A 25,333-nucleotide genomic window follows, 5' to 3' on the forward strand; every position below is an offset into this window, starting at 1 on the left:
GTCAACTGCGCGACGGGTGACTCCTCGTCGGCCGAGATGCGCGGACGCCGCGCCTCCGGCAAGTTGGACGGCGTCGGGACGTACGTCTGCTGCACGGCCATTCCGGGCATCCTGCAACTGCGACGCTCCGCACGGAACACCGGCCCTCTTCCGTTCAGCGCCCGGACACCGCACGTCCGCCTCCCCCTCCCGCCCGGCTGCGACCCTTCCGTCCGTCCGCCCCGTCCACCCCCTCCACCCCGCCCCCCACCGCACCTCAGCTCACGTCCACGACGTCACGAGGAGTCCGTATGCGTATCCGCCCCGTCGCCGCCCTCGCCGGCGCGCTCCTGGGTCTGTCCGCGCTCGCCCTCCCCACCGCCGGCGCCCAGGCCGCGGCCCCCGGGCATCCCCCGGTGGTGGTCGGCCACCGCGGCGCCGCGGCGTACGCGCCCGAGAACACGCTCGCCTCCGTGGACACGGCGCACCGGCGCGGGATCACCTGGGTCGAGAACGACGTCCAGCGCACCAAGGACGGCGAGCTGGTCGTCCTGCACGACACCTCGCTGGCCAGGACGACCGACGCCAAGAAGGTCTTCCCGGACCGCTCCCCGTGGAACGTCGGCGACTTCACGCTCCGGGAGATCGAGAAGCTGGACGCGGGCAGCTGGTTCGGGGCGAAGTTCAAGGGGGAGCGCGTGCCGACCCTGGAGGACTACCTCGACGAGGTGGAGCACAACGGCCAGCGGCTCCTGATGGAGCTGAAGAACCCCGAGCTGTACCCGGGCATCGAGCGGCAGGCCCTCCGGGAGCTGCGCGAGGAGGGCTGGCTGGACAAGGGCCACCTCAAGAAGCGGCTGATCATCCAGAGCTTCAACGCCGACGCGCTCAAGAAGGTCCACCAGCTGAACCGGTCCGTCAAGACGGGCTTCCTCGGCAGCCCCTCGGTCGCCGACCTGCCCAAGTACGCCGCGTACTGCGACCAGATCAACCCGCCCCACACGGCGGTCACCCATCCGTACGTGGACGCCGTGCACGCGCTCCGGGGGCCGCACGGGCGGCGGCTGGAGCTCTACACCTGGACCGTCGACGACGCCAAGACCGCGGTCACCTCGGCCGGCCTGGGCGTCGACGGGGTCATCAGCAACAAGCCCGACGTGGTCCACCAGGCGCTGGACGACGCCGGGTACTGACCGCCCGGGGCGCGGCGGAGAGCGGGTCCGGCGGCGGCCGCCGGTTCCGTTCCCCGCCGCGTTGTCAGTGGCCGGTCCTAGGCTGGGCACGTGACCAACGCAGAGCACGTTCCCGGACCGGCCGCGGCTCCCGCCGCCGCCGAGGACGCCGCCCCTGAGGCGGGCCGCCCGGCCCGCCGCGCGTGGGGCTGGCGGCGCGTCGCGGCGCCGATCGGCCCGCTGCTGCTGGCGGCGACCCCGCAGGGCCTGGTCCAGGTGGTCTTCCACGCGGACGAGCCGGTGGTGCGGCGGGCGCTGACCCGTCTGGAGCACCTCTTCGGCGGGCCGCCGGTGCCGGGCATACCCCACCTGGAGACGGCCGCCGATGAGCTCGGCCGGTACTTCTCCGGTGCGCTGCGCGCCTTCACGGTCCCGCTGGACTGGTCGCTGTCCTCCGGCTTCAACGCCCGGGTGCTGCACGCCCTGGCCGACGGCGTTCCGTACGGCGGCGTGGTCGGCTACCAGGACCTGGCCGACCGGGTCGGGGAGCCGGGCGCGGCCCGCGCGGTGGGCGCGGCGATGGGTTCCAACCCGCTCCCCGTGGTGGTGCCCTGCCACCGGGTCGTGGCCAGCGACGGCGGGATCGGCGGCTTCGGCGGCGGCCTGGAGACCAAGCGGCTACTGCTGGCCCTGGAGGGCGTGCTGCCCGCTCCGCTGTTCTGAGGCGGCCGCCCCGCGCCACGTCCCGTCCCGTTCACCGCCCGTCCCGGCCCGTGCCGAAGGCGCCCCCGCCGGCGGCCGGCCCCGTCCCGAAGGCCCGCGCATGTCCCGTCAGATCGCCCTGCTCCGCGGTATCAACGTCGGAGGCCACAACGCCTTCCCCAAGGCCCGCCAGCTGGAGCTGGCCCGCTCCCTGGGGTTCCGGGACGTGACCGTCCTGCTCCAGACGGGCAACCTCGTCTTCGCCGACCCGGGGACGCCCCCGCAGGAGACCGCCCACCGGATCGAGGAGCGGATCCTGGCCGAGCTGGGGCTGACGGTCCCGGTGGTCGTCCGGACCCGGGACGAGCTGGCCGCCGCGGTCGCTGGCAATCCGTTCCCGCAGGCGGCACCGGAGCCGAAGACCCTGCATGTGACGTTCCTGTCCGGCGTGCCGGCCGACACCGCCCGGCTGGACGCGCTCGACGCGGACGCGTTCGCCCCCGACCGGTTCCGGCTGATCGGGCGCGAGGTGTACCTCTGGTGCCCCCAGGGCATCGGGCGCTCCCGGCTGGCCGACGCGGTCAGCCGCGCCCGCCTGGGGGTGACGGCAACCGCCCGCAACTGGAGCACCGTCACCAAACTGCTGGCCCTGGCCGACGCCTGAACCGCCGGCCCGGTCGCCCGGACCGCCGGTGGCGCGCCCCGGGGGCGGGGCGTCAGCGCCAGCCGTGGAGCTCCCGCAGCCGGTTGGCGACGAGGTTGAAGCGGCCCCGGTCCAGCGCGCACGCCTCCCGCCGCATGCCCTCCGGGTGGACCCTCAGCACCCGGTCCACCGCGACCCAGGAGTCGCGCCCGGCACGGTCCCAGGGGCCGGCGCCGATCGCCACCCAGTCCCGGTCGTCGCTGTGGCGCTTGCTCGACAGCTGCACGGCCAGCAGCGTCCCGGCGGTCTCCCGGGCGACGACGAGCACCGGCCGGTCCTTGCCGCGCCCGTCATTCTCCTCGAACGGCACCCAGGTCCAGACGATTTCGCCGGGGTCGGGGTCGCCGTCCGGGTCGGGGGCGTAGGACATCGCCACGGTGCGGACGGTGCGCGGCGGGATCTCCACCGTCGCGGTGGGCCCGTGGCTGCCGGGCAGCGGCGGGTGCGGGTCAGCTGCGTTGAACGACGTGGTCATCCCCGCACGCTACCGGCCGGGCCGAACGCCGCGGTCGGCGGCCCGGGTTCGGCCGCCGCGGGCCGATTGTCAGTGGTCGGCCGTACGGTTTTCGACAGCGGGGCGGTTCAGTCGGCCGTGCCGCTCCAGGCCGGCCGGCGGGGGTCGTCAGCCCGTACGACGACGTCCGCCGCCTCCTCGGGCCGGGTCTCCGCCTCGTAGCGGGCGAAGGCGGGCAGCGTCCAGCGCTCGTCCCGCGGGGTCCGGCGGGCGAGGGCGGCCGGTGACAGCTTCAGGTGCACGCTGAGATCGAAGGGGAACCAATGGCCGAGCAGCAGCGGACCGTGCAGCAACAGCACACCGCCGGGCGGCAGTTCCACGTAGGCGCTGCGGGTCGCCCGGTCGGTCACCGGGTCCCACAGGTCCGGCAGCACGCGCCCGGTGCCGCCGGGCTCCAGCGGCTGGAAGACCTCGCGCCACAGGGCCCGCCGGTCGAACCACTCGTCGTGGTAGGCGTCCGCGTCCTCCCTGCCGTATTCCAGCCGCAGCGAGGCGGGCCGCAGGAAGCCGTGGACGCCGGCCTTGTGGACCGCCCGCCCCCGCAGCCGGAGTGCCTCGGCGAGCCGCCCGGCCAGGTCGCCGGGGGTCGCCGCGGGAGCCCCGTCGACCGCCACCCGCAGCCAGGGGCTCCCGTCGTGCGCCGTCAGCGCGTCGATGCGCCCGGCGAGCACGTCGGTCAGCCGTTCCCAGGTGATCGCTTCGAGCCGCACCCGGCCATTCTGCCCCGGCGGCGGCCGCCGGGCGCGCGGGGTCAGCCGGGGTGCGGCCCGCCGGACTGCACGGGGCCGGAGACGAAACCGGCCTGGATCACCACACCGTGCATCTCGCTGTGGTTGTTGATGGTGTTGTGGATGTCCCGGACGGTGCCCTGGTCGCGCCGGGGCGCCACCTCGTCCAGGAGGGCGCGCAGCTCGTCCGCCGCGGCCGGGTCCTCGGCGAGCAGCCGCCGCAGCCGGGCGCCCCAGACCGCCGCCACGCCCTGCGGGACCGCCTCGTCGCCGTCCTCCCGGGCGCTCAGCACGTCGTCCCGGGCCGCGTCCAACTCCCGTTCCACCGACGCCTCGTCACCGGCGTCCCGCCGCCGGGCGAGCAGCGCCGCCACCCGGCGGCGGACCACCGCCCAGCCCTCGGTCGCCATCTGCTGGACCAGCGTGGTCGCCCCGGCCGTGGCCAGCGTCACCAGTTCGGTTTCCATCGGACCCCCTCGTGCGTGGTGCGCGCGGTGCCGCGCACGGTGTCACGGTAGAGAAGCGGGCCGCCTCCTGAACAGCCGCCCGGCCGGGTGGCGCGGTCGGCCGTCAGCCCTCCAGCGCCGGCCGGGCCGCCCCGTAGCGGCTGAGTACGGCCGCCGCCTCCTTCGTCGCCTCGATGACGCTCCCGGGCGCCGTCGGCATCACGGATTTCTGCTTGAGCAGCAGCACCGCGCCCATGATGGCCCCGTCCCACATGATCGGCGCGGCACAGGAGTTCCAGCCGGCCATGCACTCCTCGTAGCCGAGCGCGTGGCCGAGGTCGCGGACCTCGGCCAGGGAGGCCAGCAGCGCGTCGTTGTCCCGGTAGACACCGGGCCCGGCCTGTTCGGGGACGGGCTCGGCCAGCACGCGCTGCTGGAGGACCTCGGGAAGGTAGGCGAGGATGGTGCGCCCGGAGGCGCCGGTGCGCAGGGAGCGGGTCACGGAGAGCACATCGCGCGGGGTCATGCCCAGTTCGGCGAGGTCGGAGTCGCCGACGGCCATGTCGACACACTGCCGCTGCGCGCCGGAGAACGGCGCCACCATGTAGAGGAACGCCAGTCCGCTGCCGCTGGCCTCGCGCAGTTCGCGCAGGACGCTCTGGGCCCCGTCGAGGCGGTGGTCCAGGGCGGTGAAGGCGAGTTGGGCGGCCGAGGTCCGCAGGCGGTACAGGCCGCGGTCCACCCGCTCGAAGATCCGCTGGTAGATGCCGGACTGGAGGATGCGGTAGACGACGGAGTCGTCCAGGCCGGTGAAGTCGGCGATCTCACCGGGCCCGTGGGCGGAACCGCCGAGCTCGGCGAAGGCGGTCTGGACGAGGAAGACCCGCTCGGCATGGCCGGATCCGGATGTCCGGATTCCGGCGGCGGCCGTGCTCCGGGCCGCCCGGCCGGCGGGCTGCTCGGGGGCCTTGGGGGCCGTGGACGGCGACGCTGCGGTGCGATTGCCCATCGTGTGCTCTCTCCCCTGGCGGTGTTCCGCGCCCGAAGGCGCGCGGCGTGTGCGGGGCGGGGTGCCCCGCCTGCGGTGCCACCGGCGTCAGCGGGTGACGTCGAGGGCGAGTTTGCCGGTCGGGGTGCGGGCGGCGAGGTCGCGGTGGGCCCGCGCCGCCTCCCCGAGCGGGTAGGTGGTGCCGGTCAGCGGTGTGAGGCTGCCGTCGGCGACGGCGTCGAACAGCGCCCGCATGGACGTCGGCAGCGCCGTGCGGTCCGCGTAGAGCTGGGGCAGCCAGAAGCCCGAGACGGTGAGCGAGCGCTCCATCAGGTCGCGGGTGGGAACGCTCGCCAGTTCACCCCCGGCGAAGCCGTAGACCGCGAGCCGGCCGCGCGGGGCGAGGGCGGCCAGGGTCCGGGCGAAGGTGGCGCCGCCGGTCATCTCCAGGGCCGCGGGGACGGGGCCGCCGGCCGCGTCGAGGATCCGCTCGGTGAGGTCCTCGGCGGTGGAGTCGACGGCCGCGTGGGCGCCGAGGTCGAGGGCGAGCCGGCGCTTGGCCGGGGAGCCGGCCAGGGCGATGACCTTCGCACCGGCCCGCGCGGCGAGCTGGACGGCCAGCGAGCCGACGCCGCCGGCCGCGGCCGGTACGACGACGGTCTCCCCCTCGGTCAGGCGCAGCACGGAGAAGAGCAGGTGCCAGGCGCTGTTGCCCTGGAGCGCCAGCGCGACCGCCTGCGCGTCGGTGAGGGCGTCGGGTACGTCCCAGGTGACGCGGCGGTGCAGCAGCGCCCGCTGGGCGTATCCGCCGCCGCGGGTCAGGCCGACCACCCGCCGCCCGTCACCGGTGGTGCCCACGACCTCGTTGCCGGGTATGTAGGGCAGGTCGACGGGGGCGAGGTAGGTGTCGCCGCGCACGTGCACATCGGCGTAGTTGACACCGGCCAGGGTGACGTCGACCAGCGCGTGTCCGGGGCGGGGCGCCGGCTCCGGGGCGTCCTCCAGCCGGAGCACGTCCGGGCCGCCGAATTCTCGCATCACGATCGCGCGCACGACTCTCCCTCTGATTCTCCGGTGCGGTGCCCGCACAGGGTAGGCACGCCGTCCGCCGGTCCGCCGCTTCCCGATCAATTCGCGCCAATGCTCCGGACGTCCGGGGTCCAGCGGTCTCCTCCGCGCGCCGGTTTCCCGCGGGTTTTCTCGTGTCGCGAGAAAACCCCGTGCCGTTTTCCACCCATTGCGCCGTTTTGCTGTAGATCTACCCGGCGGTATACGGCGGGTGGCTCCCACACATCCCTCACCCGCGCCCGGCTACCGGAAGTGATCGACGCCGCCTACGATCCGGACGTGTGTCCGCCGTTGACGAGAGGCGGCGGCCGCGTTCCCCAGGGCAGGCACGGTGTACGAGGCAGCGGTGCCGGCCCGGTCCGTCCGGTGTTCCGGGCGGGCGGTGACGGAGGACGCGGACCGGGCCGCGGCAGGGCGGGCACGGCCTGAGGGGGAATCATGATGGGGAAATCGGGGGGCGGCAGGCCGGCGTTCGCGCCGGCCTGCCGGGACCCGCAACGTGCGCTGCCTCTGCCACCGGCGCCCTGGCGCCTCCTGCGGACCGCGTCCGCTTCCCTGCCGTCGCTGACGGCGCGGGTCACCGCCGCCACCGACGCCGTCATCGCCGCCGCGCGCCGCCACTCCCGGCCGTCCGCCGCTCCGCCCTTTCTGGACGCGGCCCGGCCCGGTCCGGGATACCCGCGCCACCGCCGAGAAAGGGACCGCCCATGAACGCGTCGAGCAGAGTGAGCAGCGCCGGTCTCCAGTTCACGCACCCGTACCTCGCCGTGGTCCTGGGCGGGGGCTTCACCGGGATGCTGGCGGCCGCGGCGCTGTCGGAGTACGCCGATGTGATCGTGGTCGAGCGGGAGCGGCTGCCGCGCACGCCCGCGCTGCCCGCGGACCTGCCGCAGCCCCGGCACGCCCATCTGCTGGCGGCGGACGGCGCCCGGGTCGTGGAGAGCCTGCTGCCCGGCACGGTCGAACGCTGGCTGGCCGAGGGCGCGCACCGGCTCGCGATGCCGTCGGAACCCACCGGTCCGCTGTTGCCCGGCCGCCCGCTCCGCCGCGCCCGCACCCGCCATGTCTTCGCCTGCTCCCGCGATCTGCTCGACCGGGTGGTCCGCGCCCAGGTGCCGGCGTTCCCCGGGGTGACGGTCCTGGACGGCACCGAGGCGGAACGGCTGACCGGCACCGCCGAACACGTCACCGGGGTGCGGGTGCGGGACACCACCAGCGGCGAAACGTACCGCCTGGACGCCGATCTCGTGGTGGACGCCACCGGCCGCTCCTCCACCACCCCGGACCGGCTGGCGGCGCTGGGGCTGCCCACCGCCCCCGAGGATGTCCGGGACTCCGGCGTCGTGTGCGCCACCCGGATCTTCCGCGCCCCGGCCGGCTACGAGAACTGCCCGGTCATCACCGCCCGTTCGGACCGGCGCCGGAGCGGGGAGGCGGGTGCCCCGGCGCCGGAGCCGCCGCCCGCGGCCGCCCGGACGGCGACACTGGTGCCGATCGAGGGCGGGCGCTGGCTGGTCACCCTGACCGGCGGCGGCACGGCCGGCGAACGGCCCACCGAACGCGCCGGCGACTTCGTGCCGTTCGTCCGCCGGATCCCGCACACGGTCATCGGCGATCTGATCGCCGGCGCCGAACCGCTCAGCGAGGTGCGGCTGTCCCGCGACACCTCCAGCCGCCGCCACCGCTACGAGCACCTGGTGCGCTGGCCCACCGGGTTCCTCGTGCTGGGCGGTGCGGTGGCCTCGGTCCGCCCGGACTGCGGCCAGGGGCTGTCCCTCGCCGCGCACGGCGCCGCGGCCCTGCGCGACGCGCTGCGGCGCCACGGCCTGGAGGATCCGGCACTGGGCCGCCGGGTGCAGCGGACGATCGGCGGGCTCGTGGACGCGCCGTGGGCGCTGGCCACCGGTGAGGAGCTGCCGCAGTCGCTGCGCTCGGGCGTGCCCCGGGCATCGCTGGCGACCCGCTTCGTGCGCGGCGCGGTGGGCGGTGTCCTGGCGCCGGAGGCGGGGCTGCCGCCGGTCTGCCGGGCCTACGTCGATGTGGTCACGCCCACCGTCCCGGCTCCCTGCCGGCCGCAGCCGCTCGACCCGCGGGCGTCCGGGGCGGCCGCACCGGCGCCGCGCCCCGCGGGCGCCGAGCCGCCGGAGGCACCGGCCGCGCTGCCGTCCCTGTTCACCTCCTCGGCCGCCGCCGCGCTCGCGGCCCGGCCCCCGGCCGTACCGGGCCCGCCGGCTCCCGAGCAGGCGCCGCGCAGGCTCCCCCGCCCCCTCGGCTTCGGTCCCACGGCGCTGCGGTTGCGGCGGTTCGGGGGCGGCAAGCGGAAGCCGGGCGGCGCCTGAGGGCGGGCCCTGGCCCTGGTGGGGCAGCGGCCCTGCTCTACGGTGGGCCGGGGGACGCCCGTCCGATCACCGGTGGAACGGCCGCCGGCGGCCGTTCCCCGCCAGGGGGTTGCGGAGAACGGTGGAGCGCGCTAACAGCAGCCTGACCGCGAACCGCGAACCGCGAACCGCGAACCGCGAACCGCGAACCGCGAACCGCGCATCGGGGGCGGTCGCGGGCACGGGAGGCCGCGGGGGCGCCCCCGCGGAAGGGTATGACCCCACCCACGGGCTGCTGCCGCCGCTGCGGGTGCCGGTGGGCGAGGACGCGGAGCGCTGGCGGACGTTCCCCGGCGCGCGCCTGGTGGTGGCGATCGCCCGCACCGTCACCTCCACCGTCCGGCTCCTGGACGTCCTGGGCCCGGTCCTGCGCGACGACCCGCGGATCGACCTGGTCTTCGCCTACGACCCCACCTCGGCCTTCAACGACGGCGTCCACGCCCTGCTCCGCTCGGTCGCTGCCCGGGTGCTGCCCTGGCCGCAGTTCGGCCGCACCCGCCCGGACCTCGTCATCACCGCGACCGAGAACGCCGACCTGGCCACCGCCGACCACGACTGCCCGGTCCTGGTCCTGCCGCACGGCGCCGGTTTCCACAAGACCGTCCCCGACTCCCGCAGCGACCGCGACCGGCTCGCCGGTCTCGTCCCGGACGCGCTGCTCCGCACCGGCCGCGTCTGGTTCACCATCTCGCACCCCGACCAGGCCGCGCAGCTCGCGGCCGCGCACCCCGCCACCGCCGGCCGCACGTTGCTGATCGGCGACCCCTGCTATGACGCCCTGCTGGACGGGCGGAATCTGCGCGACCGCTACCGGCGGGCGCTCGGCGTCAGGGACGACCGGCGGCTGATCATGCTCAGCTCCACCTGGCGCGACCACTCCCTCCTCGGCCGGGACCCCGCCCTGCCGGCCCGGCTGCTCGCCGAACTCCCCCTCGACGACTACGCCGTGGCCCTGGTCACCCACCCCAACATCACCGCCGCCCACAGCGGTTACACCCTCCGTTCGCACCTCGCGTCCGCACACGACGCCGGCCTGCTGGCCATCCCGCCGACCGCCGGCTGGCAGGCCACCCTGCTCGCCGCCGACCTGCTGATCGGCGACCACGGATCGGTCACCTTCTACGGCGCGGCGCTCGGCACGCCGCTGCTGCTCGGCGCATTCGGTGAGGACGAGGCCGTCGCCGGCACCCCCATGGCGGAGTTGGGCCGGATCGCCCCGCGACTGCGCCCGCAGGCTCCGCTGCGGCCGCAGATCGAGCGGGCCCTCGGTGACGGGCCGCCGCCCGGTGACGGCACCGCGGAACGGCTGCGCAAGGTCGGCGAAAGCGCCTTCGCCGCCCCCGGCCGCGCACTGGAACTCCTGCGCACCGCCGTCTACGACCTGCTGTGCCTCCCGGAACCGGCCGCCGCGCCGCCCCCGCGCCCGGCTCCGGAACCGCCCGTCCTCCCGGACCCTCCGGAACCGCTCACCGCCTGCCACTTCCACACCTCCCTCTCCGACGGGCCCGACGGCCCCCGGGTGGCGGTCGAGCGCACCCCGGCCACCGTGGCCGCCTTCTCGTCCGTGGCCCGGAACGACCTTCCCGGCGGGCCGTTCCGCCACCTGTCCTGCGCCGACGACGCGACGGACCGGCAGTGGCCGGAGAGCGCGTCGGTCCTCTTCCGCCGGGCCGCGGCCGACAGCGTCGTGGCCGCCGACCGGTGGATCGACGACACCCTCGCCCGCTACCCCGGCTGCCGTCTCGCCGCCACCACCGTCGCCGGCCGCGGCTGCCGGGCCGGACTCCGCGACGGCCGTACGGTCGAACTCTCCGCCACCGGCCTGCTGGACGACCCCGCCGTCCTGGCCGCCGTCGTCTACACCTGCCTGCGCGCCCGCCGCCCCCTGGAGGGCTTCGTCACCCTCGCCCTGGCCGACCGCACCGAGGACGTCGCACTCCGGCTCACAGGGCAGCGGGGCAAGCAGGCTGGTTGAGTCCGGAGCCGGGCCGGCCCTGCGGCCCGCCGAGGCCCCCGGCTTCCCCGCGTCCGGGGGCCTGGCCTCGCGCGAGCTCCGCCCCTGGCTGTGCCCTGGCGCCCCCGCTGCCGTCAGGCGCCCCCGTCCGCGGCCTCTCCTTCCGCGGGGCCCCCGTCCGCGCCCTCCGCCAGCTTGCGGCGCAGGTCCACCGCGCGCGGGCCGCCGCCCGCCTCGTATATCTCCAGCGCCTGGATCAGATACCGCCGCCACCGGTCGCGGTCACCGCGCTCCTCGGCGAGTGCGGCCAGCGTCTCGTAGACCTCCGCCTCGTAGTGGACGGCACCGCGCTCGCGCAGCATGGCGCCGGCCTCCTCCAGCGCGGCCACCGCCTCCGCGCTCCGCCCCGAGTCGCGCAGCACCCCGCCGATGGCGGCCAGGGCGCGGGCCCCCATCCGGCGGTCGTCGAGGGCCAGGAAGCCGTCGTAGGCGTCCTGCAAGGTGGCCCGGGCCTCGGTGGTGCGGCCCACGGCGTGCTGGGCGCAGCCCATGAAGTAGTGGCCGATGGCGATGCCGCGTGCGTCGCCCGCGGCGCGGTAGAGGGCCATCGCCTCCTCGTAGGCGGCCACGGCGCGGGCCGGGTCGCAGCGGTCCCAGTAGCGGCCGTGGAACTCGCGGACCGAGGCGCGCAGCAGGGTGTGGCCGGACTCGTCGGCGCGGGCGACGGCGGTCTCCAGCTCCCGGCGGGCGCGGCGGAGTTCATCGCGGTCCATCAGGGGGCGGGACAGCAGGGCGCGGAGCCGGGCCTCGGCGGCGGGGTGGCCGTCCGCCGCGGCGTGCCGGGCGCCCAGTTCGCCGCTGCGGACCCAGTCGTTGAGGTAGCGGCGGTTGAGGAAGAGCGCGGTCAGCGCCTCGGCGAGCTCCCAGACCCGGCGGTGCCATCCGTGGTCGGCGGCGGCCTGCTGCGCGGCCAGCAGCTCCCCGCGCCAGGTGTCCAGCCAGTCCAGTGCCTGCGGCCGGTCGGCGAAGGCGGTGGCCCGGTCGGCCTCGTCCAGCCGGTCGGTGTACGCACCGATGCGCATCCGGCCGCCCATGACGGCGAGATCGGCCTGGGCGGCGCGGGTGAGGAGGTGGTCCACGATGCGGGCGACGGCCTCGGTGCACCCCGTCTCACCGTCCTCCTCGGCGGCCCGCTCCCTGGCGTGCAGCCGGACCAGGTCGTGGAACTCGTACCGTCCGTCGGCGGCGACCGCGATCAGGCTCGCGGTCTCCAGTAGGTCGAGCTGCTCGGTGGCGTCGGCGACGCTGCTCCCGGCCGCCGCGGCCGCCGAGGCGGCGTCCCACCGGCGGCCGGGGTGCAGGCCCAGCAGCCGATACAGCCGCGCGGCGGGCCGCGGCAGGCCCCCGTACGCCACCCCGAACACAGCGGACACCGGTCGCTCCCCTCCCCGGCGCAGGGCAGCCAGTCGGCGCCGGTCGTCGGCCAATTCCTCGGCCAGCGCGGCGACCGTCAAACGTGGATGCATCACCAGCCGGGCGGCGGCGACCTGGAGGGCCACCGGGAGCCCGCCGCAGCTCGCCACGATCCGCTCGGCGGCTCCGTCGCCACCGGCGGCGATACGCTGCTCACCGCACAGTCGGCGGAGCAACTCCAGTCCGTGTTCCGGGGAGAGCGGCTCCAGGGGCATCAAGCGGGCGCCCTCGTCGAGGAGTTCGCCGAGCATCGACTGGCTGGTCGCGAGGACGACGCTGCCGGGGGCGCCCGGCACCAGCGCCCGCACCTGCGCCGGCTCGGTCACGTCGTCGAGCACTATCAGGACCCGCCTGTCGGCCGTCAGGGTGCGCAGCAAGGCGGTCAACTCACCCAGCGTGCCGGGCAGGTAGCGGTCCTCGACGCCCAGGGCGCGCAGGCAGCGGCTCACGCCGGCCGAGACGTCGCCGCCCGCCTGCGCCCGCAGCTCGGCGAAGTCGATGTAGAACTCACCCCCGGGGAAGTGGCCGCGCCCCTCCTGCGCCCATCTCCGTACGGTGGCGCTCTTGCCCACCCCGGGCAGGCCGCTGAGGACGGCCATCCCGCCGCCGTCGCCCACCCAGCCGTCGATCTCCGCCAGTACCGGCTCGCGGTCGACGAACTGCGGCGATCCGGGCGGCACCTGCCGTGGCACCGGCAGCTCCGGCCGCGGGGGCTCGATCCGCAGCCCACCCTCGATCACCCCGGCCTGGATCACCGGGCCGTGTGCCGTCCCGCTGAAGACGTTCCGCACCCGCTCGGTGCCCGCCCCGTTGTCTTCCACCGCGTGCTCCCCCGCCCCGGTCGATCACCTCGGTCGATTCCCGTCGCGGAAAACGCTACTTGACGCCACTGACAACGCGCCGCCGCGGTGGACACGGCAGGGCCGCCCTTGCACCCACCCGGACAGGATCGGTCAGTTGCGGTGAAATCCGGTCACGGATCGACGCTGCCCCCTCGCAGGGGGAACGACAGCGCCAATCCGCCACGAGGGCGCTTCGGCGACGGTGCCCAGCCCGCGAGGGGGCCGATTCCGCGACGGGTCGATTCCACATCGGCCAGTTCCGCGAAACGGAAGCGCGGAGAACGGTAGGGCGACGCCACGCGTCACGGCCGAGGGACTGACGGGCCGTATGCGTCGGCGACTTGGCCGTGCCCGCGGAGCCGGTGATCGGGAAGTGGGTGCCGCCGGGTGGTCGGCGGCCGCCGTCCGAGCCTCCAGGGCGGGCGGACCGGCGTACGCGTGGCCGTGAGCCCCGCCCCGGCAGGCGGGCGCGGCCGGGGCGGGGCTCACGGCTCAGCCGCCCGTGCTCGGGGCGGCCGCCCGGGGCTCCGCCGGGTGCCCCAGGAGCCGTCGGGCCAGGACGAGCGGGGCGTGCGGATCGCGGGTGGGGCCGGGGGCGGGCGCCCGATGGCCGGTGGCCCGTTCGACGGTGGCGGCGCCCGCGTCGGCCTCCAGGGCGGGGGCGTAACCGGCGGCGCGCAGCGCGTCCAGGGTGGCGGCCGGCGGGCGGGCACTGACCAGGACCGTCGGCGCGATCACGCGCAGGCCGAGCGGGCGCAGGGCCTGGTGCGCGGCGAGTTCGGCGATCAGGGCCGGGTCGTCGGAGCGGACGCAGCAGGCGGCGGGCACGACCCGCATCCGGCCGTGGGTGCGGGCGGTGTCCTTGAGGAGGTAGCCGAGGGGCTGCGGCAGGGTGCCGGTGGCCGAGACCGCGGTGAGGGCGTCGTGGAGGGTGTCGGCGGTGTGGCCGGCGTCCAGTGCCCGGCGGACCGAGTCGGGGGTGAAGCGCCAGGTCACGGCGTGGCCCTCGGACTCGCGGTCGGCCGCGGAGGCGAGGAGTCCGGCGAGCTGCGGGGCCGGGCGGCCGGCCACCACCGCGGTCAGGTCGGCCTGGAAGTGGGCGCGTTCGACGGGCGGCGGGAGCAGGTCGCGGAGCGCCTCGTCCAGCTGCGGCGGGCCGGCGAGCAGGGCGCGACCGAGGGGGGTGAGGGTGCCGTGGGCGGTGAGGCCGAGGCAGGCCGCCTCGTGGAGCGTGTGGGCCGCGCGCTCCTCGGCCATCGGCTGCGCGGTGACGGCGAGCGGGCGGTGCCAGTCCGCGGTCCGGAGCAGCTGCCGCAGCGGTGCGAGGGCGTCCGCGTGCTCCGGGGAGTCCGGGAGCGGCAGCGGCGGGAGCGGCGCCCCGGCGCCCGGGGGGACGTCGGCGAGGGCAGCCAGGAGGGCGTGCCGGAGAGCGGGGGCGTGCCGGTCGTGTCCGCGCACCAGGGCGGTCGGCGTCTCCCCGAAGGGGGTGTGGGTGGGGATGTCCCAGAGGGTGTACCAGGCGGCCAGGAGGGGAGCGAGGCGCTCGCCGGGCGGGCGGGCGAGCCAGTCGTCGTAGGCGGTGGTGGGCAGCGCGGTGATGCCCGAGGGGCTGCGGGTCAGCGCGATCAGCCCGGCGGCGAGGGCGAGGTCGAGCAGGAGGCGGGTGTGCGCTTCCGTCGCGCCGGCCGCCTTGGTGAGGCGCTTGAGCTCGCGGACGGTCAGCCCGCCCGACTTGCGCAGCGTGGCGGGCTCGGCGGCCAGGGAGTCGAGCAGGCGCTCCGCTGTGGTGGCCAGCCCCGCCGCGGCGGCCTGGGATTCCTCGGTCAGGGAGGTCCGCGGGGCGGGTACCGCGGCTGCGCGGACCGCATCGCGCGGGGCCGCGTCCTCGGGGGCGGGCGCGGGGGCGTGCGGGGTGAACGGGCCGAGGTCGTGGGCGTCCAGGAGCTGGGGCACGCGCGGCGGGACGACCACGGCGCCGTCGTCGGTGATCGCGGCGAGGCCCTCGACGCACAGCGCGTCCAGGGCGACATCGGCGGCGTCCCGGGCGGGGCCGGGCGCGGTGGCGCCGAGCGCGGCCCGGATATCCCCCGGCGGAACCGCTCCGGTCGCCAGCTGGGGGAAGGACAGCCGGTGGGCCATCAGGGACTGGTAGTCGGCACCCGGGGCGGGGGCGGCGGGCGCGGCGGCGTCCCGGGCGGCCCGTCGGCGGCTGATGCGCGCGGCGGCGGCGAGCACCTGGAGCCGGGGGTGGTCGAGGTGCAGCACCAGGTGGTGGAGGGTTTCGTACGACCACAACGCACCTGCCAGGCCGCGGAGTTCGGTGGGCGCGGGGCGCCGGGCGAGCGGCTCGGCGTGGCGGCTGAGCAGTGCGGCGAGCTGTTCGGGGGTGCGCTGCGCGAGGGAGCGGGTGAGTACGTCGAGACCTTCCACGGCCTTGAGGTTAGTCATCGGGCGAGCAGGGGGGTCAGGGCGGTCACGGGGTCGGGGTCCGCGGGGCCGGTGGGCCACCAGTCCTCGGTGCCGGGCTCGGATTCGTACGGGTACCAGTGGTGGTCGCGGCCGAAGCGCAGCTGGATGCCGCGGCCGGGGTCGGTGAGGTGGTTGTGGTGCGGGCGCAGCGCCGGCAGCCCGGCGGCCAGGAGGGCGCTGCGGGCGCGGTCGAAGTCGCCGGCGGGCGGTATCCAGGTGCGCTCCAGGAGGGCGAGTCCTTCGGGGCCGCCCTGACGCCAGGCAGCGACGGAGCGGGCGACGTCCGCGGGGGTGCGGCCGGTCGCCGCCGCCAGCGCGCGGTAGAGGGCGCGCGTGGTGGCCGTCAGCCCGGCGGTGGGGTGGGCGGTCGCGGCCAGGCGGATGGCGTCCTCGTACGGGGGCAGGGACAGCTCCGGGACCGGGCGGCCGGCGGTGAGGCAGGCGTGGGCGCGGGCGGCGGCGTCGGCGGCGAGGAGTTCGAGCGTGGCGGCGTCGAACGGGAGCCGGCCGGCGTCCGGGAGGGCGGGCGGTTCGCCGGGCCGCTCGGGCACGGGCAGGGGCGGCGGCAGCGGCGGACGGCGCCGCTCGGCGAGCGCCTCCCGGGCCGGCACCCCGCGGGGCGCGGGTGCGGCCCTTCCCCCGCCCTCGGCGCCCGTCCCGTCCTGGCCGGAAGAGGCAGAGAGGACATCGGAAGAGGCAGACGGGACAGAAGGGGCGGACTGAGCAGAAGGAACGGGCGAGGCAGAAGGGACGGAAGGCGTAAGGCCGTCCGCACCGAGACCGCCGGACGGTGGCTGGCCGGCCGCGCCGACGCCGCCGTACGGCGAGCGGCCAGGCGCCCCGGAACCGCCGGACGGCGTGCGGTTGCGGGCCCGGAAGGCCCCGGACGGCGAGGGGTCGTGCGCCCCGGACGCGCCGGACGGCGTGCGCCCGTCCTGCACGGGGTCGGCCGCACAGGTACCGGCCGGGGAAGCGCCCCGGGAGGCCGCAGGGTCCGCCGTAACAGGAGGCGCGCCGGCCGCCGCACCCGCCGTGGCGGCAGCCGCGGCCGGGGCTGGCCGGGTCCGGCGGGCGTCGTGGCCGGCGCTGCGGCGGGTGAGGTCGTCGAGGAGTTCCCGCTCGCCCCGGCCGCGCATCAGGAGCAGGACGAAGGGGTCGGCGTCCAGCAGCCGGGCCACCTGGAAGCAGACCGCGGCGGCGTGCTTGCAGGGCCGCCCGCTGTCGGGGCAGGAGCACCGGGGCACCAGGTCGCCGGGACCGGGCAGCAGTCGCACCGGCCCCTCGGCCAGTTCGCCGGGCAGCCTCTTGGCCAGCAGCGCGGCGAGCTGGTCGGGATGGGCGGTGACCCCCTCCAGCAGGGCGTCCCACTCCTCCCCGGAGAGCGTTCTGACGCGGACCTCGGCGCTGTACGGGCGGGGCCGGCTGCCGCGTACGGTGGCGATCACCCGGCCCGGGGTGATGTTGATCGTGTCGACGTGGCCGTCGCGGGCGTAGGCCCGGCCGCGGGCGAGGCGGCCGGCGTCGAGCGCGCCGCGCTCCAGCGCGTCCAGCCAGGCGCCGCCCCACCAGGAGGCCGCGCCCGGCTCACCGGTGCCCCCGGCTGCCGGCAGCGGCGGGAAGGTCCGCGAGCGGTCCGCGCGGACCAGCCGGTCCGCTGCGGCGGCACGCCCCGTGGCGGCGGGCCGGCGGCGGTACCCGGGGCTCATGCGGGCCTCCTGAGGGAGACGAGGTCGGCGAGTTCGGCGTCGCTCAGCTCGGTGAAGGCGCTCTCCCCGCCTGACAGCACCGCGTCGGCGAGCGCCTTCTTGGCGGCCAGGAGCTGGGCGATGTTGTCCTCCACAGTGCCCTCGGTGATCAGCCGGTGGACCTGGACGGGCTGGGTCTGACCGATGCGGTAGGCGCGGTCGGTGGCCTGGTCCTCGACCGCCGGATTCCACCAGCGGTCGTAGTGGATCACGTGTCCGGCGCGGGTGAGGTTCAGCCCCGTGCCGGCGGCCTTCAGGGAGAGCAGGAACACCGGTGCGCGCCCCGACTGGAAGCGGTCGACCATCCTCTCCCGTTCGGCCACCGGCGTCCCGCCGTGCAGGAGCTGGGTCGGGATGCCGCGGCCGGCGAGGTGGCGTTCGAGGAGCCGGGCCATGCCGACGTACTGGGTGAAGACCAGGCAGGCGCCACCCTCCGCGAGGATGGTGTCCAGGAGCTCGTCGAGGAGTTCCAGCTTCCCGGAGCGCGCGGTGAGGCCGGGGGCGGCCTCCTTGAGGTACTGCGCGGGGTGGTTGCAGATCTGCTTGAGGGCGGTCAGCAGCTTCATGACCAGGCCGCGCCGCGCCATGCCCTCGGCGGCCTCGATGCGGGCCAGGGTCTCGCGGACCACGGCTCGGTAGAGCGCGGCCTGTTCGCGCCCCAGGGGGACGGGGTGGTCGGTCTCGGTCTTGGGCGGGAGCTCGGGCGCGATGCCGGGATCGGACTTCTTGCGGCGCAGGACGAACGGCCGCACCAGGGCGGCCAGCCGCTCCGCCGCCCGCGGGTCCTCGCCGCCCTCGACCTCCCGGGCGTGCAGGGCGCGGAACGTCTTGAGCGGGCCGAGCAGCCCGGGGGTGGTCCAGTCCAGCAGCGCCCACAGCTCGGAGAGGTTGTTCTCCACCGGTGTGCCGGTGAGGGCGATCCGCGCCGGTGCGGTGATGCGGCGCAGCGCCCGGGCGGTGGACGAGCGCGGGTTCTTCACGTGCTGGGCCTCGTCGGCGACGATCCACGCCCAGCTGCGGTCGGCCAGTTCGGCGGCGCTGCTGCGCATCGTCCCGTAGGTGGTCAGCACGAAGCCGCCGTCGAGGCCGTCCAGGCTGCGGCCGGCGCCGTGGAAGCGGCGTACGGGCGTACCGGGCGCGAAGCGGGCGATCTCGCGCTGCCAGTTGCCGAGCAGGGAGGCGGGGCAGACGACGAGGACGGGGGCGGTGGGCCGCCGGTGGAGGTGGAGCGCGATGACGGTGATGGTCTTGCCCAGGCCCATGTCATCGGCCAGGCAGCCGCCCAGCCCGGTGTCGACCATGGTGTCGAGCCATGTCATGCCGCGGAGCTGGTAGTCGCGGAGGGTCGCCCGGAGTCCGGGGGGCTCGGGCAGCGGGCGCGCCGGTGCGGTGAGCCGGCCGCGCAGGTCGGCGAGGGCGCCCAGCGGCACCACCTCGACCTCTTCGCCGTCCACCTCCGCGCTGCCGTCGAGCGCGGCGGCCAGGGCCCGGGACGGTTCGAGATAGCCCAGTTCGCGTTTGCGTGCCTTGCGGACCAGCGCCGGATCGACCAGCACCCACTGGTCGCGCAGCCGGACCACCGGGCGGTGCGCCTCCGCCAGGGCGTCCATCTCGGCTTCGCTGAGCGGTGCGCCGTCCATGGCCAGCTGCCAGCGGAACTGGGCCAGTTGACCGACGTCGAAGAACCCGAAGCCGTCCGCGGCGGAGCCCGGGGCGGGCCGCAGCACGGCCGTGGCGGTCAGGCCGCGGGTCAGCTCCCTGGGCCAGTGGACGGCCACCCCGGCGGCGCCCAGGCGCGGCGCGGCCTCCGCCAGCAGGTCGGACACCTCGTCCTCACCGAGCGGGAGCACGTCGGGCACGGGCCGTTCCAGGAGGCGGCCCAGCGGCGGCCAGACGCGGGCGGCCCGGCGCAGGGCGAGCAGCGTGTCGGCGCGGACCCGGGGGCCGAACCCGTCGGGGGCGGCGCCGTCCCACACCTCAAGGGCGTCGGCCACCAGGGTCGGATCGGTGCGGCTGTGGACCTGGAGGACGGCCGCCGCCGCGCCCCGCGTCCCGGTTTCGCCGCCCCGGGGCGCCGCCCCGTCACCCGGCTCGCCCCCCGGGCTCCCGCCCGCGGCCTCCTCCCCCTCGGTGGTCAGGCGGTCTTCCCGGGTGTCGAAGAGCTGTCGCGGGGCGAGGTCCAGACGGAGCGAGAGCCCCACTCCGGCGTCGGAACCGGCCGCGACCTCGGCGGCCCACTCCCGGGCGCCGGGGAGGTACTGGGGCGCCGCCGCGGCGAACGGGGCGCCGGCCACCAGCTCGGCCGCCGGGGTGCGCGGCAGGGTGTCCGCCACCGCGTCGAGGAACTGGCGCACCAGGGCGGACGCTTCGGGGAGCTGGAGCGGCCGGCTGCCGGGAAGCGGCACGGCGTACGCCTCCCCGGGCATGGCGGCGGCGATGGCCCGGAGGTGCGCGATGTCTTCCGGGTCGAGCGGCCCGACCCGCCAGGCATCGGTGTCCTCGCCGGTCAGGCCCGGCAGCAGCCGCCCGCGCGCGGCGAGGTGCAGGGCGTGCAGGGCGGCCGCGCCCCAGCAGGCGGCGGCCGGGTGGGCCCCGGGGTCGTGCCGGGCCCGGATCAGCAGCGGGACGGCCTCCGACAGCGTGAGCAGCAGCGCGGGCACCGTACGGCTCCGCGCGCCGCTGCCGTGGCGCCGGGCGACGGTCAGCGGGGCGACCTCCCGGCCTGCCACTGCCTGCGGTCCGTCCTCCGCTTCGACCGCCCCGGCCGCGGCGGGGCGCAGAGGGCCGCCGTCCGGCCGCCAGAAGGCGACTCTGCCGGCGCGCGGGGTGGGGGCGGGCAGGAAGACCGCGGCACAGCCCGCCACGGCCGCCGCCAGGCCGTCCACGCCCTCCCGGCCCTCGGGCGACGCGGCGGCAGGAGCGACCGGCGACCGGGGCGCACGCACCGGCGCCTCCTGCCTTCTCGCCATACCAACCCCTGTCGCCGGGTCCTGCCACGCCGCTGCCGGCGCCCGCCGGGCCCCCGCCCGGCTGCCTTCCGCTACACCCCCGACCCGCGAGTCTACGGTCGTCGCCATCTCTCTCCCCCGTCGCTCTCCGCAGCGGTTCCGCGTGCTGTCGATGGAAGCAGACGCCACTGACAATTCCCTCGCCCGCGCTCCCCCTCAGCGCGCGCGGCCCGCACCCCACACGCCCGACGACCTTCCACCCCACCGCTCTGACCAGCGCCAACAAGCACCTGCGGCCGCTCTCGACACCGATTCCGAACCACCCTCGGAAAAGTTATCCACAGGCCCCGGCGCACTCTCCCGCCCCCACCGCAATGCGGTTACATTCGGTGACGTCATCACGTTCCGCAGTCACGCGACCGAGCTCGGTAAGGAGCCGTCATGCACACCCCCACCGCCGAACAGACCGCCGCGGCCGAAGCGTTCCCGACCGGCGCCCACCTCGCGATCCAGGCCGGCGCGGGCACGGGGAAGACCACGACCCTGGCGATGCTGGCGCACGCCGCGCGCCGGCAGCGCCGGACCGGCCGCTACCTCGCCTTCAACCGCGCCGTCGCACGCCACGCCGCCCGCGCCTTTCCCTCCGAAGTCCACTGCGGGACGGCCCACGCCCTGGCGTTCACCGCCATCGGCAGGCACTACCGATCCCGGCTGAACGCTCCCCGCCGGGCCGGCTGGCGCACGGGCGCCGCCCTCGGCATCGAGGACGGCATGTGCTTACGCCTCGGCCCCCGCAAAGTGACCAACAAGGCCCTCTCCTACACAGCCCTGCGCACCGTCACCCGGTTCTGCCAGTCCGCCGACAAGGAGATCGCCCACCACCACGTCCCGCCGCTGCGCGGAGCCGAGGCCGCGCCGCTGCACGACCAGCTCGCCGAGGCGGTCCTGCCCTACGCCCGCAAGGCGTGGGCCGACCTCCGGGATCCGGACCACGGTGTGGTGCGTTTCGAGCACGATCACTACCTCAAGATGTGGGCCCTGAGCGCCCCCGTCATCCCCGCGGACTTCCTCCTCCTCGACGAGGCCCAGGACACCAACCCGGTGGTCGAACAGGTCCTCACCGCCCAGCGCGCGCACGCCCAGCTGGTACTGGTCGGGGACTCCGCACAGGCCATCTACGGCTGGCGCGGTGCCCGCGACGTGATGACCGGCTTCGACGGCACCCACCTCAGCCTCTCCCGCTCCTTCCGCTTCGGCCCGGCCCTCGCCGCGGAGGCCAACCGCTGGCTGGCGATCGTCGGCACCCCGCTGCGCCTGACCGGATCGCCCGGCCGGAAGACCGAGCTGCGGCCCGTTCCCGTCCCCGAGGCGATCCTCTGCCGGACGAACGCGGGCGCGATGGTCGAGGTGATACGGCAGCTGGCGGCGGGCCGCCGGGTCGCGCTCGCGGGTGGCGGCGAGGCCCTGAGCGCCCTGGCCCGCGCCGCCCACGACCTCTCGTCGGGCCGCCGCACCGCGCACCCCGAGCTGACGCTGTTCGAGTCCTGGTCCGAGCTGCGCGAGTACGCCGAGTACGACCCGGCGGGCCGGGATCTGCTGCCCCTGGTGGAGCTCGCCGAGGATCCCGGCACGGAGGCCGTGCTACAGGCCCTGAGCCGGCTCTCGCCCGAGGATTCCGCGCAGGTCACGGTCTCCACGGCGCACCGCGCCAAAGGCCGCGAGTGGTCGACCGTCCGCATCGCGGACGACTTCACCGGCCCCGATGATCTCGACGAGTGCGACGAGGACGGCGCACCACTGCCCGGCCCGGTCGATCTCGGTGAGGCCCGTCTGGCCTATGTCGCGGTGACCCGCGCCCGTGAGCGGCTCGACCTCGGCGGACTGTCGTGGATCAACAGCCATCCGGCCGGCGATCCACGCGCCGCCGGGCCCGCGCCGCACGGACCCGAGGATCCGGACGCAGCGCGGGGCAAGGTCCGGTGAGGCCCGTGGGTGACGCGTGACGCCCGTATCGATGAGGAGCATGCTGGAGGTGGGAGATGGTCGCTGATGCGTACCGGAGATGAACCGCTGCACGCGCGCAGCCCACTGAGGATGCGGCTGGGGCTGGCCCTGTGGGGGCTGCTGTGGACGGTCGCCGGCGCGGTGGCGTTCGCCATGGCCGGCCGCCCCCAGTGGGCCGCGGCCTGCGCCGCCCTCGCCCTGGTGACCCTCACGGACCTGGCCCTGGTGATCCGGCACATCCGCCAAGGCCCGCACTACCAGCCCGGCCGGAGCATACCCCCGTACGAGCCCGACCGCGGCCGCAACGTCCTCCGCGACCGGGCCGGGCGGCGCCGCGACTCCAGACCGTAGGCACGCCGGGCCCAGCCGCCCCACGTCGTCGGCGCCCTCCCCCCCTGCGTATCCGGTCCGCCGCCGGCTAGCGGTCGTCGCCGTCCGGGTCCGCGGGGCGGTTCCCGTTCCCCGGGGCCGGGGCGAAGCGGGCGGCTTCGAGGAAATCGGGGCGCGGTTCCAGGGCGGCCGCCAGGCGGAAGTGGCGCAGTGCCTCATCGGGGCGGAGGGCGCGTTCCAGGGTGCGGCCGAGGGCGAAGTGGGCGAAGGCGTTGTCCGGCTCGCGCTCCAGCACGATCTGGAACTCCAGTTCCGCGGCCCGCAGTTGCGCGGAGAGGAAGAAGGCCCGGGCGCGCAGCAGTCGCGCAGCGGTGTTCTCCGGGTGCGCGCTGATGACCGAATCCAGCAGCCGGATGGCACCGCGCGGGTCGCGGGCGGCCAGCAGCTGCTCCGCGGCGCGGTAGTCGATGACGTGCGTCTCGGGACTGAGCTCGGGCACGGCCGTCTCCTCTCCGGGGCCGTCGGGGCGGGCCCGGCCGGGCCAGGCTCCCCACGGCGATGCGTGGTGCGATAACGCGATGCGATAACGCGGTGCAACAACCACGTCGTCAACGCCTGGGTCTTCCACCGCATTCCCGGTCCGGTGGCTCACGCGCGCCGGGTGTCCCGCTGCCGGCGGGATCGCACCCGCACCGACGTCAGCCCCTCACGCTGACGCCGATGCACCCGCCGCTAGAGGCTGATGTGGTACGCCTTGCGCAACGTCTCGTGCACGGTCCACCGCGTGCGGTCGCCCTCCCGCAGGACGCAGGCGTCGCCCGGTCCCACCTCCAGGACCTGGCCGCCCTCGACCTCGATGGTGGCGCGACCGCTGACGACCACGAACAGTTCGTTCGCCTCGGTGTCCGTGACGACACCCGGGGTGATCTGCCAGATGCCCCGGATCTGGCGGCCGTCGGGCGACTCCCAGAGCACCTTGCCGGTGACCACCGGATCGCCGGAGACGATCTGCTCGGGGTCCAGCGGTTCCGGCTCCAGGTCGGCGTCGGCGAGGCCGGGGACGTTCACCACGAACGACGCGGGGGCATCCGAGGCGGAAGCGGGACCGGCGGGGGCTGCGGCGGCACCGGAGTCCTCGGGCGCGGTGGGAAGGGAGTTGGGGTCAAGATCGGTAGTTGTCATGGCGGCGAGGCTATCGCCCGGGCTCAGGTGCTCCGCAAGCGCTCCCACACCCGGCGGACCTGGGGTTCCAGCGCCTCCAGCGGGCCGTCGTTGTCGATCACGAGATCGGCGATGGCCAGCCGCTGCGCGCGGGTGGCCTGCGCCGCCATCCGCTGGGACGCGTCCTGCTCCGACATGCCGCGCAGCCGTACCAGCCGGTCCAGTTGGGTGCTCGGCGCCGCGTCGACCACCACGACCAGGTCGTAGAGCGGCGCCAAGCCGTTCTCGGTCAGCAGGGGTACGTCGTGGACGACGACCGCGTCCGGTCCGGCCGACGCCTCCAGTTCGGCCGACCGTGCGCCGACGAGGGGGTGCACGATTCCGTTGAGCGCCTTCAGCTTCTCCGGGTCGGAGAAGACGAGGGCGCCGAGCTTGGGGCGATCCAGCGTGCCGTCCGGGGCGAGGACCTCCGCCCCGAACTCCGCGACCACCGCGGCGAGTCCGGGCGTCCCCGGCTCGACGACCTCGCGTGCGATCCGGTCCGCGTCCACGATCACCGCGCCGTACGACGCGAGCAGCCGCGACACCTCACTCTTGCCGGCTCCGATACCGCCGGTCAGCCCCACCTTCACCATGGCCCCACGCTATACGCCCGGCGGCACGGCGCAGCGGCCGGGCGGCACGCCCGCGCACCGCCCGAGGCGCCATGATCCGTTAAGCCGTGAGCCGTGAGCCGTCCGAGGCGACGTCAGCCCAGCCCCCCGCCGCCCTCGGCCTCGCGGTCCGCCAGGAAGCGTTCCAGCTCCCGGCCGATCTCGTCGGCGGTGGGGAGCTCCACCGGCTCGGCGACGAGATTGCCGCGGACCTCCGCACCGGCCACCGCGTCGTACTGGTGCTCAAGGCCCGCCACCAGCGCGACCAGCTCCTCATCGCCCTCGGAGATCTGCCGTTCGATCTCCTCCTGGGTGCGCAGCGCCTCCGTGCGCAGCGCGTGCGCGGCGTTCGGCAGCACCAGGCCGGTGGCGGCCGTCACAGCCTCCAGGGCCGTCAACGCGGCGTCCGGGTACGCGGACCGGGCGATGTAGTGCGGCACATGGGCCGCCACGCCCAGGACGTCGTGCCCCGCCTCGGCCAGCCGGAACTCGATCAGGGCCTCGGCGCTGCCCGGCACCTGGGCCTCGTCGAAGAAGCTGCTGTGCCCGGGCATCAGGTCGGTGCGGTTGCCGTGCGGGGTGAGGCCCACGGGACGGGTGTGCGGGACGCCCATCGGGATGCCGTGGAAATTGACCGACAGGCGGACGCCGAGCCGCTCCACCATCTGCCGGACCGCGGCGGCGAACCGCTCCCATTCCACGTCCGGTTCCGGCCCGGACAGCAGCAGGAACGGCGCGCCGGTGGCGTCCTCGACCAGGCGCAGCTCGATGCTCGGGGTCTCGTACGCGGTCCACCGGTGCCGTTCGAAGGTCAGCAGCGGGCGGCGGGCGCGGTAGTCGACCAGCCGGTCGTGGTCGAAGCGGGCCACGACCCGGTGCGGCAGGCCGTCCAGCAGCCTCTCCACGATCTGGTCGCCGGTCTCACCGGCGTCGATGTAGCCGTCGAAGTGGTACAGCAGCACCAGACCGGCGGAGTCCCTGGCGGTGATGGCCTCCACCGCCGCGAGCCCGCTCGGCTCCCATTCGTACAACCCCTGGGGATCCAACACAGTGACCGCTCCTCCTCGTGTCCATGA

Annotated in this window: 20 protein-coding genes; 7 read left to right on the plus strand and 13 right to left on the minus strand. The window is 75.9% G+C overall.

Annotated features, from left to right (window positions below; all coding sequences use genetic code 11):
- Window positions 1-290: 290 nt before the first annotated feature.
- From MUU72_RS02510 to MUU72_RS02520, 3 genes are all read left to right on the plus strand, one after another.
- Window positions 291-1,172, plus strand: a complete 882-nt coding sequence (locus MUU72_RS02510; protein ID WP_248011413.1) for a glycerophosphodiester phosphodiesterase — start codon at window positions 291-293, stop codon at window positions 1,170-1,172.
- Window positions 1,173-1,262: 90 nt separating this feature from the next.
- Window positions 1,263-1,874 (plus strand): methylated-DNA--[protein]-cysteine S-methyltransferase, encoded by a 612-nt coding sequence (locus MUU72_RS02515; protein ID WP_248011414.1) that lies wholly within the window; start codon window positions 1,263-1,265, stop codon window positions 1,872-1,874.
- A 100-nt stretch (window positions 1,875-1,974) separates the two neighbouring features.
- Window positions 1,975-2,517, plus strand: a complete 543-nt coding sequence (locus MUU72_RS02520) for a DUF1697 domain-containing protein (protein WP_248011415.1) — start codon at window positions 1,975-1,977, stop codon at window positions 2,515-2,517.
- Between the two features lie 52 nt (window positions 2,518-2,569).
- On the opposite strand, the gene MUU72_RS02525 is transcribed toward MUU72_RS02520, so the two are convergent.
- The 5 genes from MUU72_RS02525 to MUU72_RS02545 form a co-directional block, all read right to left on the minus strand.
- A complete protein-coding gene (locus MUU72_RS02525; protein ID WP_248011416.1) occupies window positions 2,570-3,031 on the minus strand; it encodes a type II toxin-antitoxin system PemK/MazF family toxin in 462 nt (153 codons plus the stop codon).
- Window positions 3,032-3,138: 107 nt separating this feature from the next.
- Window positions 3,139-3,780 carry a nucleoside/nucleotide kinase family protein gene (locus MUU72_RS02530; protein ID WP_248011417.1) on the minus strand — a complete coding sequence of 214 codons (642 nt, stop codon included), beginning with the start codon at window positions 3,778-3,780 and terminating at the stop codon, window positions 3,139-3,141.
- A gap of 41 nt (window positions 3,781-3,821) precedes the next feature.
- Window positions 3,822-4,265: a hypothetical protein gene (locus MUU72_RS02535; RefSeq protein ID WP_248011418.1), complete on the minus strand. Its 444-nt coding sequence runs from the start codon at window positions 4,263-4,265 to the stop codon at window positions 3,822-3,824.
- Window positions 4,266-4,368: 103 nt separating this feature from the next.
- Complete coding sequence (locus tag MUU72_RS02540) at window positions 4,369-5,253, minus strand: IclR family transcriptional regulator domain-containing protein (protein WP_248011419.1); 885 nt, start codon at window positions 5,251-5,253, stop codon at window positions 4,369-4,371.
- A gap of 87 nt (window positions 5,254-5,340) precedes the next feature.
- A complete protein-coding gene (locus MUU72_RS02545; RefSeq protein WP_248011420.1) occupies window positions 5,341-6,285 on the minus strand; it encodes a quinone oxidoreductase family protein in 945 nt (314 codons plus the stop codon).
- A 722-nt stretch (window positions 6,286-7,007) separates the two neighbouring features.
- On the opposite strand from MUU72_RS02545, the gene MUU72_RS02550 reads away from it, so the two are divergent.
- A complete protein-coding gene (locus tag MUU72_RS02550) occupies window positions 7,008-8,639 on the plus strand; it encodes an FAD-dependent oxidoreductase (RefSeq protein ID WP_248011421.1) in 1,632 nt (543 codons plus the stop codon).
- A 295-nt stretch (window positions 8,640-8,934) separates the two neighbouring features.
- The gene (locus MUU72_RS02555) at window positions 8,935-10,653 is read left to right on the plus strand and encodes a CDP-glycerol glycerophosphotransferase family protein (protein ID WP_248011422.1); all 1,719 of its coding nucleotides are present in this window, start codon (window positions 8,935-8,937) and stop codon (window positions 10,651-10,653) included.
- A 113-nt stretch (window positions 10,654-10,766) separates the two neighbouring features.
- On the opposite strand, the gene MUU72_RS02560 is transcribed toward MUU72_RS02555, so the two are convergent.
- The 4 genes from MUU72_RS02560 to MUU72_RS02575 form a co-directional block, all read right to left on the minus strand.
- A complete protein-coding gene (locus MUU72_RS02560) occupies window positions 10,767-12,926 on the minus strand; it encodes an NB-ARC domain-containing protein (RefSeq protein WP_248011423.1) in 2,160 nt (719 codons plus the stop codon).
- A gap of 513 nt (window positions 12,927-13,439) precedes the next feature.
- Complete coding sequence (locus MUU72_RS02565) at window positions 13,440-15,377, minus strand: helicase-associated domain-containing protein (protein ID WP_248011424.1); 1,938 nt, start codon at window positions 15,375-15,377, stop codon at window positions 13,440-13,442.
- Between the two features lie 14 nt (window positions 15,378-15,391).
- Entirely contained in the window at window positions 15,392-17,122 is a 1,731-nt protein-coding gene (locus tag MUU72_RS02570) for an SWIM zinc finger family protein (protein WP_248011425.1), read from the minus strand.
- Window positions 17,119-20,130 (minus strand): SCO1167/SCO6262 family helicase, encoded by a 3,012-nt coding sequence (locus MUU72_RS02575; RefSeq protein WP_248011426.1) that lies wholly within the window; start codon window positions 20,128-20,130, stop codon window positions 17,119-17,121. Before MUU72_RS02575 ends, MUU72_RS02570 begins: the two co-directional genes overlap by 4 nt.
- A gap of 420 nt (window positions 20,131-20,550) precedes the next feature.
- On the opposite strand from MUU72_RS02575, the gene MUU72_RS02580 reads away from it, so the two are divergent.
- Complete coding sequence (locus tag MUU72_RS02580) at window positions 20,551-22,092, plus strand: UvrD-helicase domain-containing protein (protein ID WP_248011427.1); 1,542 nt, start codon at window positions 20,551-20,553, stop codon at window positions 22,090-22,092.
- A 66-nt stretch (window positions 22,093-22,158) separates the two neighbouring features.
- Window positions 22,159-22,464 (plus strand): DUF6343 family protein, encoded by a 306-nt coding sequence (locus tag MUU72_RS02585; RefSeq protein WP_248011428.1) that lies wholly within the window; start codon window positions 22,159-22,161, stop codon window positions 22,462-22,464.
- A gap of 67 nt (window positions 22,465-22,531) precedes the next feature.
- On the opposite strand, the gene MUU72_RS02590 is transcribed toward MUU72_RS02585, so the two are convergent.
- From MUU72_RS02590 to MUU72_RS02605, 4 genes are all read right to left on the minus strand, one after another.
- Window positions 22,532-22,942, minus strand: coding sequence for a tetratricopeptide repeat protein (locus MUU72_RS02590; RefSeq protein ID WP_248011429.1), 411 nt, complete (start codon window positions 22,940-22,942; stop codon window positions 22,532-22,534).
- Window positions 22,943-23,175: 233 nt separating this feature from the next.
- Entirely contained in the window at window positions 23,176-23,625 is a 450-nt protein-coding gene (locus MUU72_RS02595) for a cupin domain-containing protein (RefSeq protein WP_248011430.1), read from the minus strand.
- A gap of 23 nt (window positions 23,626-23,648) precedes the next feature.
- Complete coding sequence (gene coaE, locus MUU72_RS02600) at window positions 23,649-24,239, minus strand: dephospho-CoA kinase (protein WP_248011431.1); 591 nt, start codon at window positions 24,237-24,239, stop codon at window positions 23,649-23,651.
- A gap of 113 nt (window positions 24,240-24,352) precedes the next feature.
- Complete coding sequence (locus tag MUU72_RS02605) at window positions 24,353-25,306, minus strand: PAC2 family protein (protein WP_248011432.1); 954 nt, start codon at window positions 25,304-25,306, stop codon at window positions 24,353-24,355.
- Window positions 25,307-25,333: the final 27 nt, after the last annotated feature.

The sequence above is a fragment of the Streptomyces rhizoryzae genome, from assembly GCF_023155275.1.
Lineage (GTDB): Bacteria > Actinomycetota > Actinomycetes > Streptomycetales > Streptomycetaceae > Streptomyces > Streptomyces rhizoryzae.